This window comes from Shimia sp. SK013 (assembly GCF_001292625.1).
In the GTDB taxonomy this organism is placed as follows: Bacteria; Pseudomonadota; Alphaproteobacteria; order Rhodobacterales; family Rhodobacteraceae; genus Shimia.
Map to the genome: position 1 here is coordinate 55,849 of NZ_LAJH01000026.1, position 16,729 is coordinate 72,577.

The window sequence follows — 16,729 nt, forward strand, 5'->3', positions numbered from 1 at the left end:
GTTTGAAGGACTTGCAAAAGCTTGGTGCGATGGCGCAGGCGGTTGGCGATATTTATGCAGACCGTTTTGATGTCGAGCGTGACGCCACCTTTTATCTTGGCAAGATGATGGAAGAGATGGGCGAGGTCAGTGCCGCCTATCTGAAGTTGACGGGGCGTGCGCGGGGCGCTGATGGCGCGCCGGACGTGCTTAGGGGCGAGCTTGAAGACGAGCTGGCCGATCTTTTCGGGTTCCTGTTGTTGTTTGCACGCTGGCAGGGGGTGGACCTTGGCGCGGCTTTGGACAAGAAGTGGGGTGCCTATTTGCAACCAGCCGAGGATGCCTGTGATGACCCCTGAAGACGTGCAGACCCTGTTTACGCGTGACGATGGCAGCTATGGGTTTGCCCGCTGGGGCCGACCGATCGCACCGATTGTGTTTGGTGTTCAGGACGAGACCTTGGGCACCGTGAAGGGGGCCATCGAAGCGGTGGCAACATTGGTTGGCCATCAGATGGCAGAGACCGATCCCGAGTTGGGCAGCAACCTGATGGTGTTTTTCTTCCGTGAGTGGGAGGAGCTGTTGGCGGTGCCGGATTTGGGACGGATGATCCCGGAATTAGACAATCTGGTGGACAAGCTGACGGCGGCAGATGCAACGCGGTATCGCGCGTTCAGGTTTGACAACGAAGGCGCCATTCAGGCCGGATTTGTATTCCTGCGGATGACCGAGGAAATGCTGGAAATTCCGGCGGAGGCTTTGGCTTTGGGCGAGGCGGTGCAAGTGATCGTGACTTGGGGGTCAAAGGCGTTTTCCGAGGTTTCACCGCTTGCAGTGATCCCTGAGAGTGGCGCAACCGTGCTTAAGCCCGAGATCGCCGCGGTGATTGCTGCGGCTTATGACCGGATGCTGCCAGCGGCGGCAGACGACGCAAGTCATGCGCTGCGGTTGTTTGCGCGGCTTCGGCTGGAAAGCTAGCAGCCGTCTGATCAGGCTGGCGCGGGAAGCAAGGCGCCGCGTTGCGCTCGGTAAACCTCATTTTTCACAGACCGTTCTGCGCGATTGTGCACCATTATGTGCGCAATGCGGGGTTTTGTGCGTGTGAACTTACGTGCAGGGTGTTGCAGGAGAAACATACGCGAACGGGAGAGAGACATGGCAGGTGACGTGCCCATTATTGCAGCGACCAACCCCACCAATGTCGAGTTGGAAGACGGTAAAAGTTATTTCTGGTGCAGCTGCGGGCGGTCCAAGACCCAGCCCTTTTGCGATGGCAGCCACGCCGGAACCGGTCTGGCGCCGAAAAAATTCGTGGCCGACAAAAGTGGGACGGCGTTCCTGTGTCAGTGCAAGGCAAGTGCGAACGCGCCGTTTTGCGATGGTGCGCATGCCAAATTGGGGGATTTGAAAGCGGGAGATCCAGCGCCCAAACCCGTGTCGAACGTTCCCGAAGCTGTGCCGACGCCAGAAGAGCCGACGGTGGCGCGCATTCATGAATTGGCGCGGGACGGGCTGAGCAAGCTGGGGCACCACGGCGAGATGGGGTCTATGGGGGTGCCACGCAAAGATCTGCCGCAGTGGGATGACATTCAGATTTTGCCCGCACAGGTGGCGCGCAAGCCTTTGCTGGATGATGCGCCTGTTGCGACGTCGGTGGTGATCGGGCCGCGGGCCAAGCGGCCATTGACGTTGGACATTCCGCTGTTTGTTTCGGACATGAGCTATGGCGCACTGAGCGAAGAGGCCAAAACGGCCTTGGCGCGTGGTGCGGAGTTGGCGGGGACTGGCATATGCTCGGGCGAGGGCGGGATGCTGCCGGAGGAGCAGGCGGAGAACGCACGCTATTTCTATGAGCTGGCGTCAGCGCAGTTTGGCTGGGGTGTTGCCCTAACCGAGCGGGTGCAGGCGTTTCATTTCAAAGGCGGACAGGGTGCCAAGACCGGCACGGGCGGTCATTTGCCGGGCGAAAAGGTGCAGGGCAAGATTGCCGAAGTGCGCGGGCTGGAGCCGGGGCGTGCAGCAATTTCACCGAGCACGTTTGCCGACCTTAAGACACCGAGCGATTTTGCCAAGATCGCTGATCAGGTACGCGAGCGGTCCGGGGGCATTCCGATTGGTTTCAAACTTTCGGCCAATCACATCGAAGCGGACATCGATTTCGCGTTGGAAGCGGGGGCGGATTACATCATTTTGGATGGGCGAGGCGGTGGCACCGGCGCGGCACCGTTGATTTTCCGCGACAACATTTCAGTGCCAACTATACCGGCACTGGCGCGGGCGCGGCGGCATTTGGACAGCAAGGCGGGCAGTGAGGTGACTTTGGTGATCACCGGCGGGCTGCGGGTCGCCGAAGATTTTGTGAAAGCAATGGCGCTGGGCGCGGATGCGGTGGCCGTGTCCAATTCAGCCATGCAGGCGGTGGGATGTATTGCGGCGCGGATGTGCAATTCAAACAACTGTCCCGTCGGCGTGGCCACGCAGAAACCCGAGTTGCGAAAAAGACTGGATGTGCAGATCGGAGCGGAGAAGTTGGCGCGGTACTTCGGGGCGAGTGTCGCGTTGATGCAGGTGCTGGCGCGGGCCTGTGGGCATGCGGCCCTGTCGGATTTGAACAGCGACGATATCACCACGTGGAAGCGGGAGATGGCGGAACTGAGCGGGGTCAAGTTTGCGGGGGTTGGTTTGAGGTGAGAGCCCCAGCGGAAGAGGGCGGGCGGCCAGCTTAGGCTGCGCCCTGCCTGCCGCTGGAAGCTGCCCTCGTTTCCTTTTGGGTCGGGCGCGGTCCTCTGTTGCCTTGCGGCCTGCAATCTCCTACCCATTTTCCAAAGCAGTTTTCGGAGCATACCCCATGATTTATACCCTGCCGATCCGCGTTTATTATGAAGACACTGACATGGCAGGCATTGTCTATTACGCCAATTACCTCAAATTCATCGAACGTGGGCGCAGCGAATGGGTGCGCGAGATCGGGATGGATCAGCTCAAGATGAAGGCTGAGGGCATCGTGTTTGCGGTGCGGCGGGTGGAGTGCGACTATCTTGGAAGCGCGGTTCTGGACGATCAGTTGACGGTGGAGACCAAAGTATCGGCTGTCAGTGCGGCGCGACTGGTGATGGATCAGTGGGTAAAACGCGGCGAGGAGCTCTTGTTTCAGGCGACCGTTACGGTTGTGTGCATGAATGAGACGGGCCAACCGGTGCGTTTACCGGCGGATATCCGCCAAATGGTGCACTAATTCGCGCCGCAACCCGTATATGACGCCAAATTGATAGCTTTCCCGCTGGACCTGCGTTAACTTTCAGGCACACAAAAGCCCCACAAGAGGGCCAAAAGCAGAGCAGGCAGTATGGAAGCAGCAGTCGATTTTTCGATGTGGGCGTTATTTGCGCGCGCAACTCTGACCGTGAAACTGGTGATGGTGACGCTCATCGTGGCGTCGTTCTGGTCGTGGTCGGTGATCATTCAAAAGCATATCATGTATCGCAAGGCGCGCCGTGAGGCGGCGCAGTTTGATCGGGCATTCTGGTCGGGCGAACCGCTGGACAAGCTTTTCGAAGAGATGGGCCCAGAGCCCGAAGGCCGCTCCGCGCGGGTGTTTGCCGCCGGAATGGTCGAGTGGCAACGCAGTCACCGGCAGGATGGCGAGCTGATTGCCAATGCTACCAGCCGGATCGACCGGTCGATGGATGTGGCGATTGCCAAAGAGGCGGACGAGATGCAGCACGGGTTGCCGATTTTGGCGACCGTCGGGTCGACGGCGCCGTTTGTCGGGCTGTTTGGTACTGTTTGGGGCATCATGAATGCCTTTATAGAAATCGCAGCCCAGCAGAGCACCAACCTTGCCGTTGTGGCGCCGGGCATTGCCGAGGCGCTTTTGGCCACAGGTTTGGGCCTGTTGGCGGCGATCCCGGCGGTGGTGTTTTACAACAAGTTGAGCGCGGACAGCGACCGCATCATCGCGGGCTATGAAGCCTTTGCAGATGAGTTCGCCACCATCCTCAGCCGTCAGCTGGACGCCTGAGCCATGGGCGCGGGTGTGATGAAATCCGGTGGAGGTGGCGGCAAGCGGCGGCGGCGCAGCCGGCGTGGCAGCCAGCCAATGAGCGAAATCAACGTGACACCGTTTGTGGACGTCATGCTGGTGCTGCTGATCATCTTTATGGTGGCGGCACCGCTGTTGACCGTGGGCGTTGAAGTGGAGCTGCCCAAAACGGCGGCCAATCCATTGCCCGGAGAGCAGGAAGAACCGTTGACGGTGACCATCGCGGCCGATCTGTCGATCAGCGTGATGACCACGGCCGTGGCGGCGGACGAGCTGGTGCCAATGTTGCGCGCGGTAGCGGAAGAACGTGACAGCGACCGTGTCTATTTGCGCGCGGACGGCGCGATCCCTTACGAGGCGGTCGTGCAGGTCATGGGCGCGCTAAATGCGGGCGGGTTTTCCAACGTGGGTCTGGTGACTGACGTTGGCGGGCCGACGCTCGACGGACAGTAAGCCGGATCGCGCGGGTGCATATCGGACAATATATCTCTGGCGCGGCCCATGTCGGGCTGATCGGCTGGGTGCTGTTAGGCGGTGTGTTCCGTCCTGACGCGCCGCCGGTTGAGGTATCGGAGGTGGCAATCATCTCGGCCGAGGAATTTGCCGCGCTGACGCCGACAACCCAAGCGCCGGATCTGAGCACCGATGTGGTTGCGCCAACACCGCCTGAGGATACGTCGTCACCGGAAGTGGCGGCGGCAATTGATGAAGCTGTGCAACAAGCCGCGCCGCAAGAGACTGAGGTGGCCGAGCCGGATGTGACGCCGGATGTGCCGGACCCCGAGCCACCAGAGCCGCAGGATGTGACGGATGAAGCGCCGGTGTTGCCGACACCAGAGGTCGACACTGCCGTGGTTATTCCCGACACGCCCGTGAGACCGGATCCGGTGCCAACCGAACGCGTCGCGCCCGAACCTGTGGCGCAACCAAAGCCGGAAACCACCATCGCGGATGAGTTGCAGGAAGCCACCAAGCCCGACGAGGCGGGGCAGGCTGCAGAAGAGGTCACGGAAGACACCGCGCCCGAAGCTGCGTCCAGCGAGATTGTCACCGAGCCCAAACAGGAAGGGATCGCCAGCGCTGCGCCGACAACGTCGGTGCGTCCGCGTGTGCGCCCGTCGCGACCCGCCGTGGCAGAACCGGCACAGCCGACCCCAACAGATGACGCCGTGGCGGCGGCCTTGGCTGAGGCCACTGCAAGCGAGGCCACACCCCAGTCCAGCGCGCCATCCGGCCCGCCGTTAACCGGCGGCGAAAAGGATGGGTTGCGCGTGGCAGTACAGCAATGTTGGGTTGTCGATGTGGGCAGCCGCGCAGCGGATGTCACCGTTGTTGTGGGTCTGGAATTGGATCGCAGCGGCAAAGTGCAGGGCGATGTGCGCCTGATCGATGCGACTGGCGGGGACGACGCAGCCGTGCGCACGGCCTTTCAGGCGGCGCGGCGGGCAGTTCTGCGGTGCCAAAAAACCGGCTATGATCTGCCGGAAGAGAAATACGACCACTGGAAAGACGTGGAAATCACATTTAACCCTGAGAAAATGAGGCGCAAATGAAGAACCTTGCTGCGACCCTTCTTATCGGACTTTGTGCCATTGGCGCTTGTGTGCAAACGGCGATGGCCCAAAGTGGTCCGCTCAGGATCGAGATCACGGATGGCGTGATCGAGCCGCTGCCTTATGCGGTGCCGGATCTGGTTGCCGAGACCCCGGGGTCCAACCAGATTTCCAAAGACATGGCGCGGGTGATTGCGGCAGATTTGAACGGCACGGGTTTGTTCCGCGAAATTCCGGCCAAGGCGCACATCTCGACGATCACGCATTTTGGCAGTCCTGTGCAGTTTGCCGATTGGAAAGCGATCAACGCGCAGGCGTTGATCACCGGTGGCGTGTCGGTGTCGGGCAACCAGCTTGAGGTTAAGTTTCGGGTGTTTGACGTGTTTGCGGGCCAAGAGCTTGGCAACGGGTTGCGCTTCAAAGGCACCACCGATGGCTGGCGACGCATGGCCCACAAGGTGGCCGATGCGGTTTACAGCCGGATCACCGGCGAGGGTGGTTACTTTGACAGCCGCGTGGTGTTTGTGAGCGAAGCCGGCCCCAAAAATGACCGTAAGAAGCGGCTGGCAGTGATGGATTACGACGGGGAGAACCTGCAGTATCTGACTGATAGCAAAGACATCGTGTTGGCGCCGCGTTTCTCGCCCACGGGTGATCAAGTGCTTTATACCAGCTATGAAACCGGATTTCCGCAGGTCTATGTGCTTAATGTTGGTTCGGCCCAGAGACGGGTGTTGAGCAACCAGAGTGGTACGATGAGTTTTGCGCCGCGTTTCTCGCCCGATGGCAAGAGCGTCGTGATGTCGGTCACAGATGGTGGTAACACCGACCTCTATAAAATGGACATTGGCAGCGGCAAACGCACGCGTCTGTCACAATCGCCGTCCATTGAGACTGCGCCGAGCTACAATCCGGATGGCAGCCAGATCGTTTTTGAAAGCGACCGCTCGGGCACCCAACAGCTTTATGTGATGAGCGCAAACGGCGGCGAGGCCAAGCGGATCAGCTTTGGTCAGGGGCGCTATGGCACACCAGTCTGGAGCCCGCGCGGCGATCTGATTGCCTTTACCAAGCAAAACAAAGGCCGGTTCCACATCGGCGTGATGCGCACCGACGGCAGCGAAGAGCGGCTGTTGACCGCGTCGTTTCTGGATGAAGGCCCAACATGGGCGCCCAACGGGCGGGTGATTATGTTCACACGCGAAACCCGTGGCGCGGACGGGGTGTCGGCGCTGTATTCCGTGGATGTGTCGGGGCGCAACCTGAAGCGGGTTGAAATTGGCGGCGGCGGCTCTGATCCGAGTTGGTCACCGCTGCAATAAGGTAAGATTTAAACGCGGCGCCATCTGTGATAGGACTGGCGCAAGAACAGGCAACGATAAAAAGAGGCACTTCGAGATGAAACACCTGAGCAAAGCGGCATTGGTCGTAGCAGGTCTGGCTCTGGCCGCCTGTAGTCAGCCGTATTTGGATGACGGCTATCAAGGGCCGGGCGCGGGCACGGGCGAGGCGGGCAGCGTGTCTGACCCGACGTCGGTGGCACATTTTAACGAAGCGATTGGCGACCGGGTGTTGTTCGCGGTGGATCAGTCCACGTTGGGCGAACAGGGCCGTTTGGTGGTGTTGGCGCAGGCGAACTGGCTGTTGGCAAACACTGAATATACCGCTGTGATCGAAGGCCATGCCGATGAGCAGGGCACGCGCGAATACAACCTTGCACTTGGCGCACGGCGCGCGGCGGCGGTCGAAGAGCTGTTGGTTGCCCAAGGTATTGCCGCAAACCGGTTGCGCACAGTCAGCTTTGGCAAAGAGCGTCCGCTTGAGGTCTGTTCGCAAGAAAGTTGCTATGAGCGAAACCGGCGGGCAGTCACAGTGCTGGCGGCTGGCCTGTCTGGATAATCGGCGGAGAAAAGCGACATGAAGAGTTCGGTATTTGGCGCGTTGACCGCCTTGGCGCTGGTGATGGCACCGATGAGTGGCGTAGCGCAGGATAATAGTGAAACGCTGGCGGACATCCGCCAGCAGTTGACCGTGCTTTATGTCGACATACAGCGTCTGAAGCGGGAGTTGTCGACCACAGGCGCGCCGGGAGGCACAACGTCTGGGGCATCTACGCTTGAGCGTGTCGACGCCATTGAGCAGCGTTTGAAGGAACTGACGGGCAAAACCGAACAGCTGCAATATCGCGTCGAGCGGGTTGTAGAGGACGGCACGAACCGGATTGGCGATCTTGAATTCCGGTTGGTGGAGCTGGAAGGCGGCGACTTGAGCGCGCTGGGTGAGACCACAACATTGGGCGGTGATGTCGGATCGGTAGAAATTGTCGATAATGGCGATATTGGTTCGGGTGACGGCGATGCCACCGAGTTGGCGGTGGGCGAAGAGGCGGATTTCGCCCGCGCGATGACTGCCTTGGATGGCGGCGATTTCCTTGCGGCATCAGACCAGTTTGAGACCTTTGTGCAAACCTATCCCGGCAGTCCGCTGGAGGCCGAAGCGCATTTGCGCCGTGGGCAGGCGCTGGAAGGTATGCAAGAACACACGCGTGCGGCACGGGCGTTTCTGGAAGCCTATTCCGGCGGCCCAAATGCCGGTACTGCGCCTGAGTCGTTGTTCCGGTTGGGCAAGTCGTTGGGCGCCTTGGGGCAATCCGATGAGGCATGTGTGACGCTGAACGAGGTGGCGGTGCGGTATCCTGCGTCCGAATTTGTGACGCAAGCGCAGGACGAAATGACCTCATTGCAGTGTTCGTGAGCGGGCAAATCGCGCTTGAAGATGTGATCGCAGAGGCGCTGGAACGCGCCTTTGGCGGTGTGGTTCCCGAAACAATTGGCGTGGCTGTGAGTGGTGGCGGCGACAGCATGGCGTTGCTGGACCTGTTGCGCCTTTCAGGTGTGGCAGAGATTTGCATCGCAAGCGTGAACCATGGTTTGCGGGAGGAAGCGGCGGATGAGCTGACGTTGGTGGCAGCCTATGCGGCGCAGTACGGGTTGTCGCATGACATTTTGAAGTGGCACTGGGACGGCACCGGCAATTTGCAGGCCGCAGCCCGAGACGGGCGGCGGGCGGCATTGCGCGGCTGGGCGGTCGACCGCGGGATTGCATATGTGGCGATGGGTCATACGGCAGATGACCAAGCGGAGACTTTTTTGATGCGGCTGGCGCGTGGGTCCGGTGTGGACGGTTTGGCGGGCATGGCGGAGGCGCGTTTGGATGGCGCGGTGACATGGCTTCGTCCAGCGTTGGGCGCACGGCGCGAGGCGCTGCGGGTGCATTTGCGTGCGGCAGGGATCGTCTGGGCAGATGATCCCAGCAACGAAGATACGCGGTTTGATCGGGTGAAGGCGCGGCAGATGATGCAGACGCTGGCGCCGCTTGGGCTGACGGTCGAGCGATTGGTTCAGACTTCGCAGCATATGGCGCGGGAGAGCGACACGTTGCGCTGGGCCGCGGGGCAGGCCAAGGCGCGCGCAGCACAGGTGGTCGGAGGCGATGTGGTGCTTGATGTGGATGCGTTGGAGGCGATGCCGGAGAGCATGGCGTTGCGTGTCGTTGCCGACGCGCTGTGTTTTGTGTCAGGTGAGACCTATCGACCGAGGTTCAAAGCCTTGAAGGCCGCGTTGGAGAGCCGCAAGAGCGTGACGCTGCACGGGTGTTTGATCCTGTCGGGTCGCGAGCGCGTAATCATCACAAGGGAACTTAAGGCGGTTCAAGAGAAACGGGTGCCTGTCGGGACCGTCTGGGACGGGCGCTGGCGGGTATTTGGGCCTGAAGCAGCGGGTCTTGAAGTGGGCGTTTTTGGCGAGGGCGGGTTCGCACAGTGTCCAGATTGGCGTGCCGCTGGTGTGTCTCGCCAGACGCTTTTGGCGTCACCTGCGGTGTGGCGAGACGAAGAGTTGATCGCCGCTCCGCTGGCGGAATTCGGGGACGGCTGGTACGCTGAGTTGGTCGATGGGCGGGCTGTGTTTGGCTGAAAGAGCGCAAACATAGGAAAAAACGCATTGAACTGTGCTCTGTGATGTCTATTTAACTCTAATCGCCGTCATGTTAGTAACCGCGGCGGTTTTTACGGGAGATTTGCCTTGGGCAACGCGCGAAATATAGCTTTTTGGGTCGTCATCTTTTTGCTGATTCTGGCTTTGTTCAATCTTTTTGACAGCAATGGATCTGCTATGCAGAGCCGCGATCAGAGCTACTCTGAGTTTGTGGCCGCAGTGGAAAGTGATCAGGTGACTGCAGTCACGCTGGATGGTGAGAAAGCGACTTATTCCACCACGGATGGTACCAGCTATGCTGTTATCATGCCTAGCGATGCCGAAGTGACCAAGCTGTTGATCGACAACAACATTCCTTTGACGGCAAAAAGCCAGGAGTCCTCGGGTTTCCAAGCGTTGCTGTTTAGTATGCTGCCGGTGTTGCTGCTTGTTGGTGTGTGGATTTATTTCATGAACCGAATGCAGGGCGGCGGCAAAGGTGGCGCGATGGGCTTTGGCAAATCCAAGGCCAAGATGCTAACCGAGAAACAGGGTCGTGTGACGTTTGACGATGTGGCCGGCATCGATGAGGCCAAAGAAGAGTTGGAAGAGATCGTGGAATTCCTGCGCAATCCGCAGAAGTTTTCGCGTCTTGGCGGCAAGATTCCCAAAGGGGCGTTGCTTGTTGGCCCTCCCGGCACAGGTAAAACGCTGCTGGCGCGCGCAATTGCGGGCGAGGCGGGCGTGCCGTTCTTTACAATTTCCGGTTCCGACTTTGTCGAAATGTTCGTGGGCGTTGGCGCAAGCCGTGTACGCGACATGTTCGAGCAGGCCAAGAAAAACGCCCCATGTATCGTGTTCATCGATGAAATTGACGCCGTAGGCCGGTCGCGTGGCGCAGGTTATGGCGGCGGCAACGATGAGCGTGAACAGACGCTCAACCAGTTGCTGGTTGAGATGGACGGCTTCGAAGCCAACGAGGGTGTGATCATTCTGGCGGCGACAAACCGCAAGGATGTTCTGGATCCGGCGTTGCTACGTCCCGGTCGTTTTGACCGCAACGTGACCGTGGGCAACCCTGACATCAAAGGTCGTGAGAAAATTCTGGGCGTGCATGCGCGCAAAACTCCGCTGGGGCCTGACGTGGATCTGCGCATCATTGCGCGTGGTACGCCGGGCTTTTCTGGTGCGGATCTGGCGAACCTTGTGAACGAAGCGGCCCTGACAGCAGCGCGTGTGGGACGTCGGTTCGTGACAATGGAAGATTACGAGCACGCCAAAGACAAAGTCATGATGGGCGCGGAGCGTCGGTCAATGGTTTTGACGCAGGATCAGAAAGAGAAGACGGCATATCACGAAGCAGGCCACGCGCTTGTGGGGATCAATTTGCCGAAATGTGATCCGGTTTATAAGGCGACAATCATTCCGCGTGGCGGGGCCTTGGGTATGGTGATGAGCCTGCCGGAGATGGACAAGTTGCAGTTGTTCAAAGACGAGGCGCACCAGCGCATTGCCATGACCATGGCAGGCAAAGCGGCTGAGATCTTTAAGTACGGTTCGGAAAGTGTGTCGTCGGGTCCGGTGGGCGACATCCAGCAGGCGAGCCAGTTGGCACGCTCGATGGTGATGCGTTACGGCATGTCTGACAAAGTCGGCAACATCGACTATGCCGAAGCACATCAGGGATATCAGGGTCAGACCGGCGGTTTTTCGGTGTCAGCGCACACCAAGGAGCTGATCGAGGAGGAAGTGAAATCCTTCATCGAAGATGGCTATGAGCTTGCGCTCAAGATCATCACCGAGAAAGAAGTCGAATTTGAGCGTCTGGCGCAGGGCTTGTTGGAATACGAAACCCTGACGGGTGACGAAATCATGCGTGTCATGAACGGCGATGCGCCAAGCACAAAAGAAGACGACGACGACAAGCCGGACGAAGGCAATGCGCCAAGCGTAACGGCCGTTCCCAAGACCAAACCCCGCAAGAAATCTTCGGATGACGATGGCGGGATGGAGCCGGAACCCACCGGCTGAATGTGAGGGACAGACCCTTAAGACAGGGCTCAAGACGATGAACCCCCGAGGCGTGAGGGCGCCCCGGGGGTTTTTTCTTTTGCGAGCAGATTTGTTTGGATGCTGGCGCTGTGGAGGTGATCGCCAACGTCAAAATCCACGTAACCACGCCTGAGGCGACGGACACGATTTGCACGTATCACCGGGGTGTGACCCCCGTGAACCACATGTTTGTGCCAAAAGGGTAAGCCGTGTCGGGTCTGCGCAGGATTTGGCAACTGGCAGGGCCATCACGGCCCCTGATGCCCTTCGTCACATAAGCTGCGTTGTTTGCCGCAAACGCCTTCGCTAGGTTTTGGCCTACGAGTGGAACAGGGAGAGGCAAGATGCCTGCGCTAAAATCAACAAATTTTGAGGCGGAAGTGGTTTGGCTGGGCCGCGTGGCGGACAGAGGGACGGATTTGCAGGCAGAAGGCGCACAGACCTTACCGCTGGCTTTTGGCGGCGCGGACAATGAATGTCACGCGGGTGTGACGCGGGCGTCTTGCAGCCGTGTGTCAGCGCTTTATGAGACCGGAACGGAGATTGCCAATGTGCGGCAGCTGTCGGTGCTCAGTCAGGAAGAGTTGGACCGGATTGCAACCAATATGGGGCTTGAGAGCGTCGATCCTGCATGGGTTGGGGCGTCGTTGGTGATCAAGGGTATACCCGATTTCACCCATGTGCCGCCAAACGCGCGATTGCAGGGGCCGGATGGGGCGACCATCACCATCGACATGGAGAACCGCCCCTGCGTCTTTCCCGGTCGCGTGATCGAAGGCGTCCACGAGGGCTTTGGCAAAAAGTTCAAGCCGGCAGCAAATGGATTGCGGGGCGTGACCGCTTGGGTCGAAAGGCCCGGTACATTGGCGTTGGGCGACAAAATGCGGCTGTTTATTCCCGATCAGCCGGTTTGGAGCCAGCTGGATGTGGCACGCGGCCAGTAACGGCCGCGAGTCGCGAAAGAAATGCGCCTAAGGTGACGTTGCGTTTCCAAAAAGAAACTGGCGCTGCCTATGCCGACGCAACAAGCGCCGGAAATGTCGGAAATGCATGTCGCCGTCGGAAATTGGGGCGCTACAAAAGATTGAGAGAGCGCCAACATTTTGTGACAGGGATCCGTCATGAGTTTTAAAACAGACATCGAAATCGCACGTGAAGCCAAAAAACGCCCGATCCAGGAGATCGGCGCCAAACTTGGCATCGGAAGTGACGACCTGCTGCCCTATGGCCACGACAAGGCCAAGGTGAGCCAAGAGTTCATCAACTCGGTTCAGGGCAAAGAAAACGGCAAGCTGATCCTTGTCACCGCCATCAACCCGACGCCTGCGGGCGAAGGCAAGACCACCACAACCGTGGGTCTGGGTGATGGCCTGAACGCGATTGGCAAGAAGGCGGCGATTTGTATCCGCGAAGCCTCGCTTGGGCCGAACTTTGGCATGAAGGGCGGCGCCGCTGGCGGCGGGTATGCGCAAGTTGTGCCGATGGAAGAAATGAACCTGCACTTTACAGGCGATTTTCACGCAATCACGTCGGCGCACAACCTGTTGAGCGCGATGATTGATAACCACATCTATTGGGGCAACGAGCTTGAGATCGACGAGCGTCGGGTCACATGGCGTCGCGTTCTGGACATGAACGACCGCGCGCTGCGTGACACTGTGACGTCATTGGGTGGCGTGACCAACGGGTTCCCACGTCAGACAGGATTTGACATCACGGTGGCGTCGGAAGTCATGGCGATCCTGTGTCTGGCAAACGATCTGCAGGACCTGCAGAAACGTCTGGGCGACATGATCGTGGCCTATCGCCGTGATCGCAGCGCGATTTATGCGCGTGACATCAAAGCGGATGGCGCGATGACCGTGTTGTTGCGTGACGCGATGCAGCCCAACCTTGTGCAGACTTTGGAAAACAACCCCGCGTTTGTGCATGGCGGCCCGTTTGCCAACATCGCGCACGGCTGTAACTCGGTCATTGCCACCACAACAGCGCTAAAAGTTGCCGACTATGTGGTGACTGAGGCTGGATTTGGTGCCGATCTGGGTGCCGAGAAGTTCATGAACATCAAATGCCGCAAAGCGGGGCTTGCGCCCGACGCGGTTGTGCTGGTCGCGACGATCCGCGCGATGAAAATGAACGGTGGTGTGGCCAAGGCCGATCTTGGCGCGGAAAATGTCGACGCGGTCAAAGAGGGCTGTGCCAACCTTGGGCGCCACATTGGCAACCTGAAACAGTTTGGCGTGCCGGTTGTGGTCGCGATCAACCATTTTGTCACCGATACAGACGCCGAAGTGCAGGCGGTGAGGGATTATGTGGAGAGCGAAGGTTCTGAAGCGATCCTGTGTCAGCACTGGGCCAAAGGCTCGGAAGGCACCAAAGAACTGGCCACGCGGATCGCAGAGATCGCGGATGCCGGTGTCAGCCAGTTTGCGCCACTTTATAAAGACGAAATGAGCCTGTTTGAGAAAATCGAACGGGTGGCTACGTCGATCTATCGCGCCGATGAAGTGCTTGCGGACAAGAAAATCCGCGATCAGCTAAAGGCTTGGGAAGATGCCGGATATGGCCATCTGCCGGTCTGTATGGCGAAGACGCAGTACTCGTTCTCGACCGATCCAAACCTGCGCGGCGCGCCAACAGGGCATTCTGTGCCGGTGCGCGAAGTGCGGCTGAGCGCAGGGGCAGGCTTTGTCGTGGTGATCTGCGGAGAGATCATGACAATGCCGGGTCTACCGCGTCATCCGGCTGCGGAAACCATTGGCATCAATGACGACGGACTGGTCGAAGGCCTGTTCTAAAACCTTGTCCCGATGCCCGCAGCGCGCTGGCATCGGGGTTTCGCCTTTGGGGCGGTTTTTCGAGACAACAAGACGGGCACGGGGGTTGATTTCACCGGCCGTATCGCGGAAACCCGCGATGAATTGACCAGCGAGGACATGACATGACGGCGACGATCATCGACGGAAAAGCCTTTGCAGCCACAGTGCGGGAGAAAGTTGCCGGGCACGTGGCGCGTCTGAAAGAAGAAAACGACATCACACCCGGTCTGGCGGTGGTTCTGGTGGGCGAAGATCCTGCGAGCCAGGTCTATGTGCGCTCAAAGGGCAAGCAAACCGTCGAAGTGGGCATGAACAGCTATGAGCACAAGCTGGAAATCGACACCGCCGAAGCGGACTTGCTGGCGCTGATTGATCAGCTCAACAATGATCCGGCGGTGCATGGCATTCTGGTGCAATTGCCGTTGCCGGGACATCTGAACGAGGACTTGGTGATCAACTCGATTGATCCCGCCAAAGACGTAGACGGGTTTCACATTTCCAATGTGGGTCTGTTGGGCACGGGGCAGAAATCCATGGTGCCGTGTACGCCGTTGGGGTGTTTGATGATGTTGCGTGAACATCACGGCTCTCTGTCAGGTCTGGATGCCGTGGTGGTTGGTCGGTCCAACATTGTGGGCAAACCAATGGCGCAATTGCTGCTTGGCGATAGCTGTACCGTGACGATCGCGCATTCGCGCACCAAGGACTTGCCGGATGTGGTGCGCCGCGCCGACATCGTTGTGGCTGCCGTGGGCCGGCCCGAGATGGTGCCGGGGGACTGGATCAAAGAGGGTGCAACGGTGATCGACGTGGGCATCAACCGTATCGACGCGCCGGAGCGCGGCGAGGGCAAAACCCGCCTTGTCGGCGACGTGCATTTCGAAAGTGCTGCGGCTGTCGCTGGGGCGATCACACCGGTGCCGGGTGGCGTGGGGCCGATGACTATAGCCTGCCTGCTGGCCAACACCGTGACGGCTTGCTGTCGCGCCAATGGACTGGCAGAACCAGAAGGCCTGACGGCGTAAGGTTGAGATTTTTGAATGGGTTGAAGGGCGGTCCTGAAGAGGATCGCCCTTTCGCTTTGGGGCGCGGCTATTTGGGCAGTTCGGGCACCATGGTGCCGGTCATCAACGCAACCTGCGTGCGCGTGTCGCCTGAGATGGCAAATACTTCGGCTTGAACTATCACCAGCCGACGGCCGGGTTTGATGACTTTGCCAATGGCCTCAAGCCGGTCGCCTTGCGCCGGCGCCAGCAGGTGGATCTTCATTTCACTTGTGAGAACTTCGGCCTCTAACGGCATGACAGACAAGGCAGAATATCCGGCCGCGCTGTCACCTAGGCCAAAGGTGAGTGCGGCGTGCGCAAAGCCTTGCTGTTGTTGGCACCCATCAAGGATTGGTGCCCGTAGGGTGACCTGACCTACGGGCATCTCGTCGAGTTGAGCCCCGAATGTCGCCATCATCGATTGTTTGGCAAAGCTGTGGCGCAGCTTTGTCGTGAGATTTTCAGGTAGCGTCATTGGGTCACCAGATTCCAGAAACGTGCGTTATCAAAGGCGCAAACGGGCTGTGGCGTCAATGGGAAGTGTTACTCAGATCGTCTTTGTCCTTTTTAATGAGGACGTTGGGCGCGATTGCTAACGTGGCATTGGCACCATGCGCGGGGTCTGGCCGGTGATGATTGCCGTGGCCTCGGACCGCATCAAAGTGTCGAGCACATCATCAGAACTGCGTAAGCCGCCGGTGTAGGTGCCGTAGGCAGGCATTATCACGCGGTCACTGTCGATCAGAAAGGCCGGTCGCGTGATGCTGCGCAACCGCGTTTGTACGCGAACTTTGGCGTGGTAATGTCCCGATATTTCGCCACTTTTGCCAGTTTCTGCAATGTGGCGAAACACCAGTGGCGGTAAGGGCAGTTCCGCCAAATGGGTGCCGCCAAGGTCAACCGGCCCGGGATCATGGTTGCCCTCAATCCAAACCCACCGGCGCCCAGCTTGTAGGCGGTTGATCCAAAGGCGTTCAGCCTCGGGCAATGTGCGGGCCGCTTCGACGTCGTCAAAGCTGTCGCCAAGGCAAATCACCGTCGCAGCGCTTGTGTTCGCAAGGTCATTTTCCAGCCGGATCAGCGTATCCCGGGTTTCATACGGAGGTAAAGAAGGGCCGCCACGACGCAGAATTCGTTCGGTTTTTCCCAAGTGCAAGTCAGAGACAACCAGCAGCCGTTGGTCGGCCCACCACAGCGCACCGGAACCCAATGCGGTTAGGGTCGCGCCCGCCAAAGAGAAATCTAACCCGTTCATGCTACGTTC

General features: G+C 59.2%; 17 protein-coding genes. 15 read left to right on the forward strand and 2 right to left on the reverse strand.

The window, feature by feature from the left end; genetic code table 11:
- Nucleotides 1-2: 2 nt before the first annotated feature.
- The 15 genes from SHIM_RS17845 to folD all read left to right on the forward strand — a co-directional run bounded on the left by SHIM_RS17845 (nt 3) and on the right by folD (nt 15,444).
- Nucleotides 3-338: a hypothetical protein gene (locus SHIM_RS17845; RefSeq protein WP_241488921.1), complete on the forward strand. Its 336-nt coding sequence runs from the start codon at nt 3-5 to the stop codon at nt 336-338.
- On the forward strand, nt 319-957 hold the full coding sequence (locus SHIM_RS17850; RefSeq protein WP_054004045.1) for a hypothetical protein: 639 nt from the start codon (nt 319-321) through the stop codon (nt 955-957). Before SHIM_RS17845 ends, SHIM_RS17850 begins: the two co-directional genes overlap by 20 nt.
- Before the next feature lie 177 nt (nt 958-1,134).
- The gene (locus SHIM_RS17855) at nt 1,135-2,670 is read left to right on the forward strand and encodes a glutamate synthase-related protein (RefSeq protein WP_054004046.1); all 1,536 of its coding nucleotides are present in this window, start codon (nt 1,135-1,137) and stop codon (nt 2,668-2,670) included.
- A 157-nt stretch (nt 2,671-2,827) separates the two neighbouring features.
- A complete protein-coding gene (gene ybgC / locus SHIM_RS17860) occupies nt 2,828-3,214 on the forward strand; it encodes a tol-pal system-associated acyl-CoA thioesterase (RefSeq protein WP_054004047.1) in 387 nt (128 codons plus the stop codon).
- Nucleotides 3,215-3,325: 111 nt separating this feature from the next.
- Nucleotides 3,326-4,000 carry a protein TolQ gene (gene tolQ / locus SHIM_RS17865; protein WP_054004048.1) on the forward strand — a complete coding sequence of 225 codons (675 nt, stop codon included), beginning with the start codon at nt 3,326-3,328 and terminating at the stop codon, nt 3,998-4,000.
- 3 nt (nt 4,001-4,003) lie between these two features.
- The gene (tolR, locus tag SHIM_RS17870) at nt 4,004-4,474 is read left to right on the forward strand and encodes a protein TolR (RefSeq protein ID WP_054004049.1); all 471 of its coding nucleotides are present in this window, start codon (nt 4,004-4,006) and stop codon (nt 4,472-4,474) included.
- A gap of 14 nt (nt 4,475-4,488) precedes the next feature.
- Complete coding sequence (locus SHIM_RS17875; RefSeq protein WP_054004050.1) at nt 4,489-5,574, forward strand: hypothetical protein; 1,086 nt, start codon at nt 4,489-4,491, stop codon at nt 5,572-5,574.
- The gene (tolB, locus tag SHIM_RS17880) at nt 5,571-6,896 is read left to right on the forward strand and encodes a Tol-Pal system beta propeller repeat protein TolB (RefSeq protein WP_054004051.1); all 1,326 of its coding nucleotides are present in this window, start codon (nt 5,571-5,573) and stop codon (nt 6,894-6,896) included. Before SHIM_RS17875 ends, tolB begins: the two co-directional genes overlap by 4 nt.
- Before the next feature lie 76 nt (nt 6,897-6,972).
- Nucleotides 6,973-7,473: a peptidoglycan-associated lipoprotein Pal gene (gene pal, locus SHIM_RS17885; protein WP_054004052.1), complete on the forward strand. Its 501-nt coding sequence runs from the start codon at nt 6,973-6,975 to the stop codon at nt 7,471-7,473.
- Nucleotides 7,474-7,491: 18 nt separating this feature from the next.
- Nucleotides 7,492-8,328 carry a tol-pal system protein YbgF gene (gene ybgF, locus SHIM_RS17890; RefSeq protein ID WP_054004053.1) on the forward strand — a complete coding sequence of 279 codons (837 nt, stop codon included), beginning with the start codon at nt 7,492-7,494 and terminating at the stop codon, nt 8,326-8,328.
- The gene (tilS, locus tag SHIM_RS17895; protein WP_193749955.1) at nt 8,325-9,548 is read left to right on the forward strand and encodes a tRNA lysidine(34) synthetase TilS; all 1,224 of its coding nucleotides are present in this window, start codon (nt 8,325-8,327) and stop codon (nt 9,546-9,548) included. The genes ybgF and tilS overlap by 4 nt, the downstream gene beginning before the upstream one ends.
- A 108-nt stretch (nt 9,549-9,656) precedes the next feature.
- Nucleotides 9,657-11,579: an ATP-dependent zinc metalloprotease FtsH gene (ftsH, locus tag SHIM_RS17900; protein WP_054004054.1), complete on the forward strand. Its 1,923-nt coding sequence runs from the start codon at nt 9,657-9,659 to the stop codon at nt 11,577-11,579.
- A 365-nt stretch (nt 11,580-11,944) separates the two neighbouring features.
- Entirely contained in the window at nt 11,945-12,544 is a 600-nt protein-coding gene (locus SHIM_RS17905; protein ID WP_054004055.1) for an MOSC domain-containing protein, read from the forward strand.
- A gap of 177 nt (nt 12,545-12,721) precedes the next feature.
- Entirely contained in the window at nt 12,722-14,398 is a 1,677-nt protein-coding gene (locus tag SHIM_RS17910; RefSeq protein WP_054004056.1) for a formate--tetrahydrofolate ligase, read from the forward strand.
- A 143-nt stretch (nt 14,399-14,541) separates the two neighbouring features.
- On the forward strand, nt 14,542-15,444 hold the full coding sequence (folD, locus tag SHIM_RS17915; protein ID WP_054004057.1) for a bifunctional methylenetetrahydrofolate dehydrogenase/methenyltetrahydrofolate cyclohydrolase FolD: 903 nt from the start codon (nt 14,542-14,544) through the stop codon (nt 15,442-15,444).
- A gap of 67 nt (nt 15,445-15,511) precedes the next feature.
- Here folD and SHIM_RS17920 read toward each other — a convergent pair whose 3' ends face one another.
- Both SHIM_RS17920 and pdeM read right to left on the reverse strand, forming a co-directional pair.
- Nucleotides 15,512-15,940: a PaaI family thioesterase gene (locus tag SHIM_RS17920; protein ID WP_054004058.1), complete on the reverse strand. Its 429-nt coding sequence runs from the start codon at nt 15,938-15,940 to the stop codon at nt 15,512-15,514.
- A 117-nt stretch (nt 15,941-16,057) separates the two neighbouring features.
- Nucleotides 16,058-16,720: a ligase-associated DNA damage response endonuclease PdeM gene (gene pdeM, locus SHIM_RS17925; RefSeq protein WP_054004059.1), complete on the reverse strand. Its 663-nt coding sequence runs from the start codon at nt 16,718-16,720 to the stop codon at nt 16,058-16,060.
- Nucleotides 16,721-16,729: the final 9 nt, after the last annotated feature.

Excerpts from the sequence above, each read along its gene's own strand:
- folD (WP_054004057.1), top strand. The coding sequence starts at position 14,542 with ATGACGGCGACGATCATCGACGGAAAAGCCTTTGCAGCCACAGTGCGG.
- tolB (WP_054004051.1), top strand. The coding sequence starts at position 5,571 with ATGAAGAACCTTGCTGCGACCCTTCTTATCGGACTTTGTGCCATTGGC.
- pdeM (WP_054004059.1), bottom strand. The coding sequence starts at position 16,720 with ATGAACGGGTTAGATTTCTCTTTGGCGGGCGCGACCCTAACCGCATTG.
- ybgC (WP_054004047.1), top strand. The coding sequence starts at position 2,828 with ATGATTTATACCCTGCCGATCCGCGTTTATTATGAAGACACTGACATG.
- SHIM_RS17920 (WP_054004058.1), bottom strand. The coding sequence starts at position 15,940 with ATGACGCTACCTGAAAATCTCACGACAAAGCTGCGCCACAGCTTTGCC.
- SHIM_RS17850 (WP_054004045.1), top strand. The coding sequence starts at position 319 with ATGCCTGTGATGACCCCTGAAGACGTGCAGACCCTGTTTACGCGTGAC.
- SHIM_RS17905 (WP_054004055.1), top strand. The coding sequence starts at position 11,945 with ATGCCTGCGCTAAAATCAACAAATTTTGAGGCGGAAGTGGTTTGGCTG.
- tolR (WP_054004049.1), top strand. The coding sequence starts at position 4,004 with ATGGGCGCGGGTGTGATGAAATCCGGTGGAGGTGGCGGCAAGCGGCGG.
- ybgF (WP_054004053.1), top strand. The coding sequence starts at position 7,492 with ATGAAGAGTTCGGTATTTGGCGCGTTGACCGCCTTGGCGCTGGTGATG.
- tolQ (WP_054004048.1), top strand. The coding sequence starts at position 3,326 with ATGGAAGCAGCAGTCGATTTTTCGATGTGGGCGTTATTTGCGCGCGCA.
- SHIM_RS17855 (WP_054004046.1), top strand. The coding sequence starts at position 1,135 with ATGGCAGGTGACGTGCCCATTATTGCAGCGACCAACCCCACCAATGTC.
- SHIM_RS17910 (WP_054004056.1), top strand. The coding sequence starts at position 12,722 with ATGAGTTTTAAAACAGACATCGAAATCGCACGTGAAGCCAAAAAACGC.
- pal (WP_054004052.1), top strand. The coding sequence starts at position 6,973 with ATGAAACACCTGAGCAAAGCGGCATTGGTCGTAGCAGGTCTGGCTCTG.